The following is a 15,225-nucleotide window of genomic DNA, read 5'->3' as shown; positions in this document are numbered from 1 at the left end:
GCTTTTTGCTAAGGTGTCGGCAACTCAATAAGACCATATCGCGAGGTGTCTGCTTGATTAGGGTGCTAGTAGTCGATGACCATGATCTCGTTCGTACAGGCATTACACGAATGCTGGCTGACATCGATGGCCTGCAAGTAGTCGGCCAGGCTGAGTCCGGGGAAGAATCCCTGCTCAAGGCGCGTGAGTTGAAACCCGATGTGGTGCTGATGGACGTCAAGATGCCGGGTATCGGCGGTCTTGAAGCCACGCGCAAACTGTTGCGCAGTCATCCGGATATCAAGGTCGTCGCGGTCACCGTGTGCGAGGAAGATCCGTTTCCTACACGTTTGTTGCAGGCCGGGGCCGCGGGCTACCTGACCAAAGGCGCCGGGTTGCCGGAAATGGTCCAGGCCATCCGCCTGGTGTTTGCCGGGCAACGCTACATCAGCCCGCAGATAGCCCAGCAACTGGCGATCAAATCCTTTCAGCCGACCAACGATTCGCCCTTCGACGCACTGTCGGAGCGGGAAATCCAGATCGCGCTGATGATTGTCGGCTGCCAGAAGGTCCAGATCATTTCCGACAAACTGTGCCTGTCGCCCAAAACCGTGAACACCTACCGTTACCGAATTTTCGAAAAGCTTTCGATCAGCAGCGATGTCGAATTGACGCTGTTGGCAGTTCGTCACGGCATGGTTGATGCCAGCCTCTGAAAATGACTGACACCTTCGATCCGAGTGCTTTCCTGTCGACGGTCAGCGGACGCCCCGGCGTCTATCGCATGTTCGACAGCGAGGCACGCCTGCTTTATGTCGGCAAGGCCAAGAATCTCAAGAATCGTCTGTCGAGTTACTTCCGCAAGTCCGGCCTCGCGCCCAAGACCGCTGCGCTGGTGGCGCGTATCGCCCAGGTCGAAACGACGATCACGGCCAACGAAACCGAAGCCTTGCTGCTTGAGCAGACGCTGATCAAGGAATGGCGCCCGCCCTACAACATTCTGCTGCGCGACGACAAATCCTACCCGTACGTGTTTCTTTCCGACGGTCAGTTCCCGCGCCTGAGCATTCATCGTGGGGCGAAAAAGGCCAAGGGCAAATATTTCGGCCCTTATCCCAGTGCCGGGGCGATTCGCGAAAGCCTGAGCCTGCTGCAAAAAACCTTTTTCGTTCGCCAGTGCGAAGACAGCTACTACAAGAACCGCACACGCCCATGCCTGCAATACCAGATCAAACGCTGCAAGGCGCCGTGCGTGGGGCTGGTGGAGCCCGAGGTTTACGCCGAGGACGTTCGTCACTCGGTGATGTTCCTCGAAGGGCGCAGCAATGCGCTGACCGATGAATTGTCCGCCGGCATGGAAGAGGCGGCGATCAACCTCGAATTCGAACGTGCCGCCGAATTCCGCGACCAGATCTCGTTGCTGCGCCGGGTCCAGGATCAACAGAGCATGGAAGGCGGGACCGGTGACGTCGACGTCATCGCCGCGTTCGTCAATCCGGGCGGTGCCTGCGTCCATTTGATCAGCGTGCGCGGCGGACGGGTGCTGGGGAGCAAGAACTTCTTTCCGCAGGTGGGCATTGAGGAAGACGTTTCAGAAGTCATGGCCGCGTTTCTCGGTCAGTACTTCGTCAGCAGCCCCGAGCGCGACTTGCCGAGCGAGCTGATCGTCAACGTGGTTCACGAAGACTTCCCGACCCTGATCGCGGCCATCGAAGAGCTGCGCGGTCGTGAGCTGAGCATCAGTCACAGGGTTCGTGGCACGCGGGCACGCTGGCAGCAATTGGCCGTGACCAATGCCGAGCAGGCTCTGGGCGCGCGCCTGGCCAACCGCCAACACGTTGCGGCACGTTTCGATGCCTTGGCCGACGTGCTGAAACTGGATGAGCCGCCGCAGCGCCTCGAGTGCTACGACATCAGTCACTCCAGCGGCGAAGCGACCGTGGCGTCCTGCGTGGTGTTCGGCCCCGAAGGGCCGATCAAGTCCGATTACCGGCGCTACAACATTGAAGGCGTCACGCCCGGCGATGACTACGCCGCGATGCACCAGGCCCTGACCCGGCGCTTCAGCAAACTGAAGGACGGGGAGGGCAAGTTGCCGGACATTCTGCTGGTGGACGGCGGCAAGGGGCAGTTGTCCATGGCGCGCGATGTGCTCAATGAACTGGCGGTGCCCGACCTGATTCTGTTGGGCGTGGCCAAGGGGGCGACGCGCAAGGCCGGTTTCGAAACCTTGTACCTCAATGACGCCGCCCACGAATTTACCTTGCGTGGCGATTCTCCGGCGCTGCATTTGATCCAGCAGATCCGCGATGAAGCCCACCGATTTGCAATTACCGGACACCGTGCCCGTCGTGGCAAAACGCGCCGTACGTCTACGCTTGAGGGTGTAGCCGGGGTGGGTCCGACCCGTCGGCGCGATTTGTTGAAACATTTTGGTGGATTGCAGGAGCTGTCTCGTGCCAGCATCGAAGAGATCGCCAAAGCACCCGGGATCAGTAAAAAGCTCGCAGAGTTGATTTATGCAAATCTGCACAGCGAGTAGAATGCCCCCTCACCTCGTAGCCAGTTGTGCCGATGAATATCCCTAATCTGATTACCGTTCTACGCGTCCTGCTTATCCCGATCTTCATTTTACTGTTCTACCTGCCTTACCAATGGAGCTACCTGGCGTCCGCTTCGGTCTTCGCGTTTGCCGCTGCCACAGACTGGCTGGACGGATACCTGGCTCGTCGTCTGGAGCAAAGTACGCCGTTCGGGGCGTTCCTCGATCCGGTGGCCGACAAGCTGATGGTCGCCGTGGCGTTGGTGCTGCTGGTGCAGGAACACGGTAATTTGTGGCTCACGCTGCCGGCTGCCGTGATCATCGGTCGCGAGATCGTGGTATCGGCATTGCGCGAGTGGATGGCCGAGCTCGGCGCTCGCGCTCACGTCGCCGTGTCGAATCTGGGCAAATGGAAAACTGCCGCGCAGATGCTGGCGCTGGTGATCCTGCTGGCCAATCCGTCGGACTTCACGTTCTGGGTCCTGGTGGGTTATGCCTTGCTGATGATCTCTGCGGGCCTGACATTGTGGTCCATGGTTCAATACCTGCGGGCTGCCTGGCCGCATCTGAAGACCGATGTGGAAAAATAAATAAAACTTTTTTGAATCAAGGGGTTGACGGAGCTTCTGGATTCTATAGAATTCGCACCACCAAGACGCGGGAATAGCTCAGTTGGTAGAGCACGACCTTGCCAAGGTCGGGGTCGCGAGTTCGAGTCTCGTTTCCCGCTCCAAATACAGAAAAAGCGCCACTCAATGAGTGGCGCTTTTTTTTGTGCGTTTTTTTTGGTTGGCATTAGAAAAAGAGGCATCAGCCTCTTTTTTCATTCCAGCGATTTCATTGCGCCTATCAGCAAACAGCGCTGAGATCACCGAGAAGCCAATCTGATTCCGTCACCCGCCCCAAACATCGGCAAGCGCTGCAACATCCAGTTCAGCAGCTCCTGAGCCGGCGCGGCCAGCGGTCGGCCGGACTTCACCAGCAGTTTCGCTTCCACGCCCAGAAACAGCGGATGGTCGATCAGTACCGCCGCGAGGCTGCCTTGTTCGATTTCCCGATAGGCAGCGAATTCGCCGAGCAACGAGGTGAAATCCCCGGAGGCCACCAGGCGCTTGAGTGCGGCGAGGGAGTTGCTGACCAGTGCCGGGCGGATTTCGATTTTCTCGGCGTACTCAAGCATCTTGATCGCATGCCCGATACCGAAAGTGGGGGGCGTCAGCACCAGTCGGCAGGTGAGTATGTCCTCGACGGTTGCCGTTCCCCCTCGCACTGCCAACGGATGATCAGGGCGAACCAGCAGCATCACTGGCTGCGATGACGTCGCGCGATAATCGATTTGCGAATGCGGCGGCGGATTGTAGGCAAGGCCGATGTGCGCACGGTTTTCGGCGACTTCGTTCAGTACGTCGTCGACGGGAAGTATGTCCAGCCGGACATCGAGCTTGGGGTACTGTTTGCAGAAGGGGGCGAGCACGTTGTCGACCAAGGCATCGACATAGCCCTCACTGATGACGACTCGCACTTGGCCCTGTTGCAGGCCTTTGATCGCTTGAAGCTGGTCTTCGAGTTTCTCCTGGTGTGATCGATAACCGCGCCAGAACTCCAGCAAGTGCGCCGCCGCCTCGGTGGGCTGCACGCCGCGTGCCTGGCGCTCGAACAGTTTTGCGCCCAGTTCCTCTTCCAGCAGCTTGATCTGGCGCGTGATAACGGAGGGCGACGTATTGATGCTGTCCGCCGCGCCACGAATCGAGCCGTGGACCAGCACTTCGTGAAAATACCGCAGCCGTTGTTGGTTGATCTCGCGCATCCCGGGCCCTCCCGCCAGAAAGTTTGTGTTGCCTGTAGGGCAACGATACACGAACTTAGTTGCTCTTGCTGGGCCTGCGGTGCCAGTGCAACATTCTTTGGCACGAACGCAGACCAACAAGAATAATTGGAGACTCGCATGTCAACCTTACTGACACCGGCAAGCAGTGATGCCGTTTCTGCCCTTTACCGCAAGCTCAATTGGCGGCTGTTGCCACTCCTGTTCATTTGCTACGTCTTTGCGTATCTGGACCGGATCAACGTCGGCTTCGCCAAATTGCAGATGCAAAATGATCTCGGACTGTCCGATGCGGCCTACGGAGCGGGCGCGGGTATTTTCTTTCTGGGGTACGTGCTGTTTGAGTTGCCGAGCAACCTGATGTTGCCGAAGGTGGGGGCGCGAAAAACCTTCAGCCGCATTCTGGTGTGTTGGGGCATCACATCGGCCTGCATGCTCTTTGTGCGCAACGTGCCAATGTTTTATGCGATGCGTTTTCTGCTGGGTGTATTCGAAGCCGGTTTTGCCCCTGGCATGATCTATTACCTGTCTTGCTGGTACGGCCCGAAGCGCATGGCGCGGGCCATTGCGATCGTGTTTATTGCCGGTCCCATCGGCGGCATTATCGGCGGTCCGCTGTCTGCCTGGCTGATCACCACGTTCGAAGGCGTTGGGGGCCTGGCCGGCTGGCAATGGATGTTTTTGATTGAAGGACTGCCTTGCGTGTTCCTTGGCATCCTGACCTATTTCGTACTCTCCAATCGGCCCTCGGAGGCCCGATGGCTGAGTGTTGAAGAAAGGACACTGCTGGAGAGTGAACTCGGTACATCGTCGGGGCGAGCCCATTCGTTCCGGGCGGTGTTGCGCGACCCGAAAATCTACATCCTCGCGTCAGCCTATTTCTGCATCATCTTCTCGATCTACGCCATGAGTTTCTGGCTGCCGGCAATCCTCAAGGCCCAGGGCGTCAACGACACCATGCAGCTGGGTTGGTATGCCGCAATTCCTTATGTCGCGGCGGCATGCGGCATGTACTGGATAGGGCGTCGGTCCGACCGGGTCGGCGAACGACGCTACCACTGCGCAGTCCCTGCGGGCATTGGCGCCATCCTGTTGCTCATGTATCCCTTTGCCGACGGCAACCTGATGGCGTCGCTGGTTCTGCTGACCGTGGCGACCGCCATGATGTTCATGGCCTACACCGTGTTATGGGCGATGCCCTCCGAGCACATCAAGGGTGATGCGGCGGCGGGAGGCATTGCCTTGATCAACACCATCGGGCTTTCCGGCGGCTTCTGGGGGCCTGCGGTGATTGGCTGGGCAAAAACGGCAACCGGCAGCGCCAATCTCGGCATCGTCGTTGTGGGCTGCGTCTTCCTGTGTGCAGCGTTCGTGATCCTTGCCACCAAACGGCAACCGCGTGAGCGCCCGGTTTCTGAATTCAGCGCGGGTTGATCAACCGCCTCCCACTTGATCAGTCGTGTTCCGAAAGGAACCCTTTTAAAGAGAGAACCCACATGCTTTTACACTTATCGACCTGGGCCGAGATCGGGCAATTCCTTGAACGCAGCCGCACCATCGTGATCCCGATCGGCTCCAATGAACAACACGGTCCGACCGGCCTTTTGGGGACCGACTGGATGTGCCCCGAAATTATTGCGTGCGAAGCGCAGAAGTCGGCAGACATCCTGATAGCACCGACCTTCAACATCGGCATGGCCCAACACCATCTTGGATTCCCCGGGACCATCTCACTTCGTCCTTCGACGTTCATCGCGGCCATTGGCGACTGGGTGCGTTCGTTGGCCGCTCACGGGTTTGAAAAAATCCTCTTCCTCAATGGCCACGGCGGCAACGTCGCATCGATTGAAGCGGCGTTCTCGGAGCTCTATGCCGAAGCAAGCTTCGCTCGACGCCCTGCAGGGTTCGCGCTGAAGTTGTGCAACTGGTGGGATCTGGAGGGAATCGGTGAGTTGGCGCGGGAGCAGTTTCCTGAGGGACACGGCATTCATGCCACGCCGTCCGAGATTGCCGTGACCCAATGGGCCTATCCGGATTCCATCAAAACCGCCGGGTACTCGCCGCAGATCGCGCCGTGGGGGCCGATTCGCGAAGCGCTGGATTTCCGCGCACGCCATCCGGATGGCCGCATGGGCTCGGATCCGTCCCTGGCCACCCCGGACAAAGGCCGCGCTCTGGTGATGTTGGCAGCGCAGAGCCTGGTGCAGGAAGTCGACGCCTTCAGCCGCGAATCGATACCCGGTTAAACAACCGAATCAAACGTTTTTCAACTAGCCCAGCGCCCGGAAGTTCCGGGCGTTGGCACGTTCTATTCGAGGAAAACCCATGATTGAACATGATGTTTATACCCGCCTGAAAGACCTCGGTATCGAGTTGCCCGCCACCGGTGCTCCCGCTGCTGCCTATGTAATGAGTGCGCAGAGTGGCAATGTCGTTTACCTGTCCGGCCATATCGCGAAGCAAGACGGCAAAGTCTGGGCAGGAAAACTGGGCGAAACGCTGACGACAGAGGAGGGCTATGTGGCCGCGCGTTCGACCGCCATCGATTTGTTGGCGACGCTGCAGGCACATCTTGGTGATCTGAATCGGGTCACGCGGATTGTCAAAGTGCTGAGCCTGGTGAATTCAACGTCCAGTTTCACCGAGCAGCATCTGGTCACGAACGGCGCCTCGGAGCTGCTCGCCGAGGTGTTTGGGGATAAGGGAAAACACGCGCGCTCGGCATTCGGCGTGGCACAGATTCCGTTGGGTGCCTGTGTCGAAATCGAGATGACCGTGGAAGTCAGTTGAAGGCCGGGTAACAGTAAAACCTGTGGGGGCGAAGTGATTCGCCCCCACACTTGTTTTTAGAAATCAGAACAGCGTCCACGTGTAACTGATGATCAGTCGGTTCTCGTTGATATCCGTGCGGTAGTTGGAGCGTGCCACCGCGTTGCGCACTCGCACGCCGAGGCCTTTCAATGGGGCTGCCTGGAAGGTGTAACTGAGGTCGAGGTCACGCTCCCGATCTTTGCCTTCATAGCCCATCCCCGTCTTCACATTGTCGCCGGTGACATAACGTGTGCTGGCTAGCAGGCCAGGCACACCGAGGGCCGCGAAGTCATAGTCATAGCGCAGTTGAAAGGAGCGCTCATGGGTGGAGACGAACTCGTAGGTCGGCAATTCGTTGCCAAGGGCGCTGACATTGAGAAACACGCGAGGAAAGGGGCTGTCGCCGTACATGCCCTGGTAACCGGCATAGAACGTATGGCCACCGAGCTTGGCCGATAGCAACGAGAAGAAGGACTGGTTGTCGACCTTGCCCACCAGTTTGCGACCTTCTTCCTGGGTGTCGTAGTAACCAAGATTGGCGCCCAGCACCCAACTGCCCACCGGCACACTGTGTTTCAAACCGAAGAAGTTTTGCTCATAGATATCTTCCAGTCGGGAATGCCAGGTACTCACGGTGGTGCGGTTACTGTTGAACGCGTAATCGCCGCCCACGTAGTTGAAGGCATCACTCGACACTTGCCGTTGCGGCTTGTTGCCCAGCAACGCCTGGAGTTTGCTCTCGCCGGCCTCGTTGCGCAGGGTCGTGGAGGTCAAATGTCCGGCTTGCAGCGTCAGGCCGGGGATTTCACTGCTGGTAATGCTCGCACCCTGATAGGCCGGGGGCAGCAAGCGGATGTCGCTGAAGACCAGTGTCGGCAGGTTGGGTTGCAGTTCACCGACCTTCAGCTCGGTTTTGGAAACGCGCATCTTCGCCGCCAACCCGAGGCGACCGTAATTGTCCGCGGCATGGCCATCGTCCTTGACCGGTAATAACCCCGAGTTGACCCGGTCCGGGCTGCTGTCGAGCTTGATGCCGAATTTGCCGATGGCATCCAGGCCGAATCCTACCGGCCCGGGCGTGTAGCCGGACTTGAAGTTGAGGATGAACCCTTGGGCCCATTCCTGAGCCATCGATTTTTCCGAGCCTCGGATATCGGAGAAGTCTCTGCTGAAAAAATAGTTTCGGGTTTGCAGGGTAGCGGTGGACTGTTCGACGAATCCGCTGTCGGCGGCTTGGGCAAGGTTGGCGCCAGCCCCGGTAAACAGCAGTACACACAGTTTGCCTTTGTCTCTGGTCATAATTTAACTCTTGTTTTTATTAGACATGACTCTCCCGTAGGCCCTCTGTCGGGGCTTGTGCGCGTGCGGGGGAGGTAAGACAGCCGGCAGGATGTGGCGCTCGCAGCCGCTCCGGTGTCGAGAGCGATGCTCGCTCCATTGACCAATGGCAGCAAGAGCAACTTAATTCAGAGATCGTTGCTCTGGAGGCAACGCTGATGGCAAGGCGTGAAAAGACTGCTACAGGAAAGTGGATCAGGACGCTGTAAACGTCGGACCCGCCAGAGCAGCGGGTCCGAAGGGGAGGGCTTAGAGTTTTGGCAGCTGGCCGATGCGCCCGAACATCTCGGTCACGATTTGCAGGTCCAGCAGGAACTGGTCGACAGTCTTGAACTCGTTGTCGGTGTGGCCGGTGTATTTGACTTCGGGCCGGGCCAGGCCGAATTGCACGCCATTGGGCAGTTCATGGACAGAAGTGGCGCCGGCCGAGGTGCCGAATTTGTGTTCCATGCCCAGGTTTTCGCTGGCCACGGCGAGAAGCGCCTTGACCCATTCACCCTCGGGATTGCGGTACATCGGTTCGGCGATCGAGTAATCGAAGGCCACCGCAACCTGGGATTTCTTGCTCCAGGCGTCGAGCTTGTCGGCGATTTCGTGCTTGAGCACTTCCGGGGACTTGCCCTTCGGTACGCGCAGGTTGACCGCGAGTTTGAAGGTGTTTTCATCCATCCCGACAAAGGTCAGGGAGGTGGTCAACGGCCCCATGAACGCATCGGAAAAACCGACCGCCAATTTACCACCCAGATAATCGAGCCCCCAGTTGTCGGCAGCGTAGCGGGCCGCGTCGGTGATGTGGTTGTGCTTGAGGGCGACCTTGCCGTCGAGGCTGTTGATGAACACCAGCATTCTCGCCACCGGGTTGATTCCGGACTCGGGCTCGGAGGAGTGGGCGGAAACGCCGGTGACTGTCAGCGTGACGTCTTTGCCGACGACCTTGGCCGTCACCTCGAAGTCGCCGCCATTGCGCTTGGCGTACTCGGTACCGGCCTTTTGCAGGCTGGCGGCCAGCTCGGCGGGTTTGTCACTCAGCAGGGTGGCGACCGACGCCGACGGAATCTGGTTGGTGGCCAGGCCGCCAGTCATCGAGACGATTTCAGCGCCCTTGCCGTCAGCTTTGCGCTTGGGGAAGTTGGCCATGACGGTGCCGTAGCCTTTCTCGGCGATCACCACCGGGTAGCCGCCATCCAGCGCCAGGTTGTAGTTCGGTGTGGGGTTGTGTTCGAAGTAATAAGGGATGGCGTCGCCGCTGGTTTCCTCGGTGGTGTCCACCAGCAGTTTGAAATTCCTCGCCAGCGGCAGCTTTTCTTCCTTGATGACTTTCATGGCGTAGAGCGCCACCACGATGCCGTTTTTGTCATCTTCGGTGCCACGGCCATACATGCGATCGCCAATCAGGGTGACCTTGAGCGGATCGAGGCGGGTGCCGTCTTTCAGGACCCAGTTTTCCGGTGTCACGGGCACCACGTCGGCGTGGGCGTGAATGCCGACCACTTCATCGCCGCTCCCTTCGAGGGAGATTTCATAGACGCGGTTGTCGACGTTGCGAAAGGTCAGGTTGAAGGCCTGGGCCAGGCTCTTGATCTTGTCGGCGATCTTGATGAATTCAGGGTTGTCGTGCTGGGCAACGCCGTCCACGCGGAAGGTCGGGATGGCCACCAGTTCACGCAGCGTCTCGGTGGCGGCGCTGCCGTATTTCACCCGCGCATAGAGGCCGAGCAGGCGATGGATTTCGTTCTGCTGGTCGGCGGAAAGGCTCTTGTTGTCGAGGAAGGCAGAGATTGCCGTGCCGAGGTCGTCGGTTTTGGCCAGGTCGCTCTTGGCCAGGCTTGTCAGGAACTGCCTGAAATCCGTGATCGATGCGTCACTGAACGTCTTGAGGATGGCCGCGCCTTGCTGCGGGGTAATGTTGGCGTGCGCTGCTGTGGTGAACGACGAAAGACTGGCCAGCATCAACGTTGTCGCGGCGAGGTGCTTGAGTGAGAAGTCCATTGTTGAAGGCATTCCTTTGCAGGTGTCTGATTAATGAAACAAAACATTTCAACATTAACACTGTAGGAGCGAGCCTGCTCGCGATGGTTTAAAGGACGCTGCGTTTACCCAGGCAACACGCGTTTTCGTTAACGACCATCGCGAGCAGGCTCGCTCCTACATGGTTTCCTTCTAAATGTGCACAAACTAAAAAAATGCTTTGAGATGTTATAGGGTAACAATATAAGGTGCCCGGCAGGCTGTCCTGTGGGACACGTTTATTCACCCCTTGCGTTGCGAAACATCCATGACCCTTGCACCTTCTCGCTCCACCGGCACGGTAGTTGGCCGGCTTCTTTCCATCGATGCATTGAGGGGCATGGTGATTCTGTTCATGCTGCTCGATCACGTTCGCGAAACCTTTTTCCTGCACCGGCAAGTGTCCGATCCGATGGACATCACCACGACCGAGCCGGCGCTGTTTTTCAGTCGCACGCTCGCTCATTTGTGCGCGCCGGTCTTCGTGCTGCTCACCGGTCTGTCGGCCTGGCTGTACGGTGAGAAGTACGCCGGCAAGGCTGACGTTTGCAGCTTCTTGTTCAAGCGAGGGCTGTTTCTGGTGGTGCTTGAGTTCACCCTGGTGAACTTCGCCTGGACGTTCCAGTTTCCGCCGACCGTCATTTACATGCAGGTGATCTGGGCCATCGGCTTGAGCATGCTGGCCCTGTCGGTGATGGTCTGGCTGCCGCGTCCGGTGTTGTTGCTCCTGAGCCTGGCGATCATTGCCGGTCACAACGTGCTGGATGGTCTGCATTTTCCGATCGAATCGGCGATGCACGTGCCATGGGCGATCCTCCATGATCGCGGCTGGATCGAACTGTCCGAAGGGTTTCGGCTGCGCACGTCCTATCCGGTGCTGCCGTGGATCGGTGTCATTGGCTTGGGTTACGCCATGGGTCCGTGGTTCGGGCGAGCGGCGCAGGCCAAGGGGCGCCAGCGCAAGTTGCTGCTCTGTGGCGTTTTGGGGCTGGCCGGTTTCGTCGCACTGCGGCTGCTCAACGGTTATGGCGAGAAGCCATGGAGCGTTGGCGATACGTCCGTGCAAACACTGATGAGTTTTTTCAACATCACCAAGTACCCGCCGTCGCTGCTGTTTATTGCGCTGACCCTGAGCCTCGGATGTTTGCTGCTTCTCTGGTTTGAGCACTTGCAGAAGAGCCGATGGTTGCGTCCCTTGACGGTGTTTGGATCAGCGCCGATGTTCTTCTATCTGTTGCACCTCTACGCACTGAAGGTTTTGTATCTCATCGCTGTAGCGCTGTTCGGATTGAATCAGGGCGCGTACTTCGGTTTCGACTCGGTAGGCGCGGTTTGGATCGCCGCAATCCTGTTGGCCATTGCGCTTTATCGCCCGGTCCGTTGGTTCTCCGGGCTGAAGGCCCGACGTCGCGACATCGCCTGGCTCAAATACCTGTAATGCCCATGAATGCACTTTTATAAAGCCGTGAGGCCTAGGTCTGCACTATGCGAAGGCAAAAGTCTGGAGCCTGCTCGGTGCTTGCGCCTGAAAAACGCCGGGCAATCAGCGTTTTCGCGATCTGGCACAAACACTGCAATACACCGGACAGGCCCACCATAAACGCAGTCGAGTGGGCAGCCCCCTCGGTCAACGACGATCGAATCATGGGCAACATCGGTGGATCAGGCATAGACGTCTGGTGCTAACACCGCAAAAGAACAGGCAAAGACGCCTGGAACCGCAAGGTTTCAGGCGTTTTTTTTTGCTTTTTGAACCGTTTTAGCCGGGTGCTTCTTATGAATTCCAATGTTGCCGCGTTGAACAAAGTGCAAACGCTGATCGTGATCGGCAATGGCATGGTCGGACATCATTGCGTCGAGCAGTTGATTGAGCGGGGCGCGCTTGACCAGTATCGGCTGCACGTCTTCAGCGAGGAGCCGATGCGTGCCTACGACCGCGTGCATCTCTCCGAGTACTTCTCGGGGCGTGATGCCGAATCGTTGGCGCTGTCGGATGCGTCGCTTTACCAGACGCCGGGCGTCACCCTGCATTTGGGTGTGCCGGTGCTGGAAATCGACCGCACCCGTCGCCAGGTGATTACCGCGCAAGGCAGCATCCCTTACGACAAGTTGGTGTTGGCCACCGGCTCTTATCCGTTTGTGCCGCCAGTCGAAGGTGCCGAAGGCGATTCGCGCCTGGTGTATCGAACCCTTGAAGACCTCGATGCGATCCGTGCCGCAGCAGCCAATGCCCGACGCGGCGTCGTGGTCGGCGGTGGCCTGTTGGGCCTTGAAGCCGCCAATGCCCTGAAAAGCCTCGGCCTGGAAGCGCATGTGGTGGAATTCGCCCCGCGCTTGATGCCGGTGCAACTGGACACAATGGGTGGGCTTGCGCTCAAGTCGCAGATCGAAAGACTCGGTGTCGGTGTGCACCTGTCGCGCTCTACTCAATCGATCAGTGCGGGCGAGGAATATCGCTACCGCATGAACTTCGCCAACGACGAGTTTCTTGAAACCGACCTGATCGTGTTCTCGGCGGGCATCCGCGCACAAGATGCGTTGGCCCGGCAGTGCGCGCTGGAGATCGGCCCGCGCGGCGGCGTAGTGATCAATGACGAATGCCTGACCAGCGATCCGGACATTTACGCCATCGGCGAATGCGCCTCCTGGAACGGCAGTCTTTTCGGCTTGGTCGCGCCGGGCTACCAGATGGCGCGCGGTGTGGCGGCACGTCTGTGCAACGACACGGCCGAGCCGTTTCTGGGTGCCGACATGTCGACCAAACTCAAACTGCTGGGCGTTGACGTCGGCTCCATCGGCGATGCCCATGGCAATACGCCAGGCGCACGCAGTTATCAGTTCATCGACGAAACCACGGCCAGCTATCGACGGCTGGTGGTGGATGCCTCGGGCAAGCATGTCATCGGCGCGGTGCTGGTTGGCGACAACAGCTATTACGACACGCTGCTGCAATACATGCAGAACGCGATTGCCTTGCCGGGGGAACCCGCCAGCCTGATCCTGCCGTCATCCGAAGGCGCGCCGACCCTGGGCCCGGGCGCGCTGCCCGAATCGGCCACGGTCTGCTCGTGCCACAACGTCACCAAGGGTTCCATCTGCTCGGCCATCGATGGCGGCTGCACCGACCTGGGCCTGCTCAAGTCTCAGACCAAGGCTTGCACCGGCTGCGGTGGCTGCGCCGGTCTGCTCAAGCAAGTGTTCGAACATGAGTTGATCGCCCGGGGCGTCAGTGTCGACAAAAGCCTGTGCGAACACTTTGCCTATACCCGTCAGGAACTGTATGCGCTGGTCCGCGTAGAAGGGGTCATCACCTTCGAAGAACTGCTGGCCAAACACGGCCGTGGCCACACCGGTTGCGACGTCTGCAAGCCGGCCGTGGGCTCGATTCTCGCGTCGTGCTGGAACCAGCCGATCATGGATACATCGCTGGTGCCGTTGCAGGACACCAACGACACCTTCATGGCCAACATGCAAAAAAACGGCACCTATTCGGTGGTGCCGCGTATTCCCGGTGGTGAGATCACGGCCGACAAACTGATCGCGATCGGTGTGGTGGCGAAAAAATACGACCTCTACACCAAAATCACCGGCGGTCAGCGGATCGACCTGTTCGGCGCGCAGCTGCATGAACTGCCGGACATCTGGGCCGAACTGATCGAAGCCGGTTTCGAAACCGGGCACGCCTACGGCAAATCGACCCGGACGGTGAAGTCGTGCGTCGGCAGCACCTGGTGCCGTTATGGCGTGCAGGACAGCGTGCAAATGGCCCTGACCATCGAGGACCGCTACAAGGGATTGCGCTCGCCGCACAAACTCAAGTTCGCAGTGTCCGGTTGCACCCGTGAGTGCGCCGAAGCCCAGAGCAAAGACGTCGGCGTGATCGCCACCGAGAAGGGCTGGAACCTCTACATCGCCGGTAACGGCGGCATGCGCCCACGCCACGCCGAGCTGTTTGCCACTGACCTGGACGATGCCACGCTGATCCGCTACATCGACCGCTTCCTGATGTTCTACATCCGCACCGCCGACAAACTGCAACGCACCTCGGTGTGGCGCGAAAGCCTGGAGGGCGGCCTCGACTTCCTCAAAGAGGTGATCATCAACGACAGCCTCGGGCTCGGCGCCGAACTCGAATCGCAGATGCAACTGGTGGTCGACCGCTACGAATGCGAGTGGGCCAACGCCCTCAAAGACCCGGAAAAACTCAAGCGCTTCCGGACCTTCGTCAACGACAAACGCCCGGACCCGGACATCCATTTTGTCCAGGAACGCGGCCAACGGCGCCCGATCATGGCTGCCGAACTCAACCTGATCCCTGTCACCGAGGAGATTGCCTGATGAGCCAGTCCACTACCCAACGCATCGATTCCCTGGCCGACAGCGATGTCTGGCAAACCGTGTGCGAGCAGCAGGACCTTGTCTCTAACTCCGGCGTCGTCGTGTGGCTCGACGGCGCACAAGTGGCGCTGTTCTACCTGCCGGGCGCGGAGGGCAGAAGCCTCTACGCCATCGACAACCATGACCCGCAATCCGGGGCGAACGTCATCGGGCGCGGGCTGGTCGGCAGCATCAAGGGGGACCTCGTGGTTGCTTCACCGATCTACAAACAGCATTTCCGTCTTGAGGACGGCAGTTGCCTGGAGTACCCGCAGCAACGTTTGCGGGTCTGGCCGGTGCGGCTTAACGGCGGCGTGGTGGAAGTCGGGCTGGCTTGAGGTCAAGC

12 protein-coding genes and 1 tRNA gene are annotated in these 15,225 nt (G+C 59.0%); 10 read left to right on the top strand and 3 right to left on the bottom strand.

Annotated features, from left to right (window positions below; genetic code table 11):
* Window positions 1-53: 53 nt before the first annotated feature.
* The 4 genes from uvrY (at window position 54) to J4E42_RS01970 (ending at window position 3,254) form a co-directional block, all read left to right on the top strand.
* On the top strand, window positions 54-695 hold the full coding sequence (gene uvrY, locus J4E42_RS01985; protein WP_008015884.1) for a UvrY/SirA/GacA family response regulator transcription factor: 642 nt from the start codon (window positions 54-56) through the stop codon (window positions 693-695).
* 2 nt (window positions 696-697) lie between these two features.
* Entirely contained in the window at window positions 698-2,521 is a 1,824-nt protein-coding gene (uvrC, locus tag J4E42_RS01980) for an excinuclease ABC subunit UvrC (protein ID WP_008037102.1), read from the top strand.
* A gap of 32 nt (window positions 2,522-2,553) precedes the next feature.
* Window positions 2,554-3,111, top strand: a complete 558-nt coding sequence (gene pgsA / locus J4E42_RS01975; RefSeq protein WP_008029556.1) for a CDP-diacylglycerol--glycerol-3-phosphate 3-phosphatidyltransferase — start codon at window positions 2,554-2,556, stop codon at window positions 3,109-3,111.
* A 67-nt stretch (window positions 3,112-3,178) separates the two neighbouring features.
* Window positions 3,179-3,254: transfer RNA gene (locus tag J4E42_RS01970), tRNA-Gly, on the top strand.
* Between the two features lie 135 nt (window positions 3,255-3,389).
* On the opposite strand, the gene J4E42_RS01965 is transcribed toward J4E42_RS01970, so the two are convergent.
* Window positions 3,390-4,328 (bottom strand): LysR family transcriptional regulator, encoded by a 939-nt coding sequence (locus J4E42_RS01965; RefSeq protein WP_207284433.1) that lies wholly within the window; start codon window positions 4,326-4,328, stop codon window positions 3,390-3,392.
* A 138-nt stretch (window positions 4,329-4,466) separates the two neighbouring features.
* On the opposite strand from J4E42_RS01965, the gene J4E42_RS01960 reads away from it, so the two are divergent.
* From J4E42_RS01960 to J4E42_RS01950, 3 genes are all read left to right on the top strand, one after another.
* Window positions 4,467-5,780 (top strand): MFS transporter, encoded by a 1,314-nt coding sequence (locus J4E42_RS01960; protein ID WP_008037095.1) that lies wholly within the window; start codon window positions 4,467-4,469, stop codon window positions 5,778-5,780.
* 62 nt (window positions 5,781-5,842) lie between these two features.
* Window positions 5,843-6,592, top strand: a complete 750-nt coding sequence (locus J4E42_RS01955; protein ID WP_207284432.1) for a creatininase family protein — start codon at window positions 5,843-5,845, stop codon at window positions 6,590-6,592.
* Window positions 6,593-6,671: 79 nt separating this feature from the next.
* Window positions 6,672-7,136, top strand: coding sequence for a RidA family protein (locus J4E42_RS01950; RefSeq protein WP_207284431.1), 465 nt, complete (start codon window positions 6,672-6,674; stop codon window positions 7,134-7,136).
* Window positions 7,137-7,199: 63 nt separating this feature from the next.
* Here J4E42_RS01950 and J4E42_RS01945 read toward each other — a convergent pair whose 3' ends face one another.
* Window positions 7,200-8,456 carry an OprD family porin gene (locus J4E42_RS01945; RefSeq protein ID WP_207284430.1) on the bottom strand — a complete coding sequence of 419 codons (1,257 nt, stop codon included), beginning with the start codon at window positions 8,454-8,456 and terminating at the stop codon, window positions 7,200-7,202.
* Window positions 8,457-8,744: 288 nt separating this feature from the next.
* Entirely contained in the window at window positions 8,745-10,484 is a 1,740-nt protein-coding gene (locus tag J4E42_RS01940) for a dipeptidase (protein WP_207284429.1), read from the bottom strand.
* A 286-nt stretch (window positions 10,485-10,770) separates the two neighbouring features.
* Here J4E42_RS01940 and J4E42_RS01935 point away from each other — a divergent pair, with 286 nt between their 5' ends.
* The 3 genes from J4E42_RS01935 to nirD all read left to right on the top strand — a co-directional run bounded on the left by J4E42_RS01935 (window position 10,771) and on the right by nirD (window position 15,217).
* Entirely contained in the window at window positions 10,771-11,940 is a 1,170-nt protein-coding gene (locus tag J4E42_RS01935; RefSeq protein WP_207284428.1) for a DUF1624 domain-containing protein, read from the top strand.
* A 338-nt stretch (window positions 11,941-12,278) separates the two neighbouring features.
* Window positions 12,279-14,840, top strand: a complete 2,562-nt coding sequence (gene nirB, locus J4E42_RS01930) for a nitrite reductase large subunit NirB (protein WP_207284427.1) — start codon at window positions 12,279-12,281, stop codon at window positions 14,838-14,840.
* The gene (gene nirD, locus J4E42_RS01925; protein WP_008029576.1) at window positions 14,840-15,217 is read left to right on the top strand and encodes a nitrite reductase small subunit NirD; all 378 of its coding nucleotides are present in this window, start codon (window positions 14,840-14,842) and stop codon (window positions 15,215-15,217) included. The genes nirB and nirD overlap by 1 nt, the downstream gene beginning before the upstream one ends.
* Window positions 15,218-15,225 lie beyond the last annotated feature (8 nt).

The organism is Pseudomonas sp. FW300-N2A2 (assembly GCF_017351735.1).
Taxonomy (GTDB): Bacteria; Pseudomonadota; Gammaproteobacteria; order Pseudomonadales; family Pseudomonadaceae; genus Aquipseudomonas; species Aquipseudomonas migulae.
This window is presented reverse-complemented; position numbering and strand designations above follow the sequence as displayed.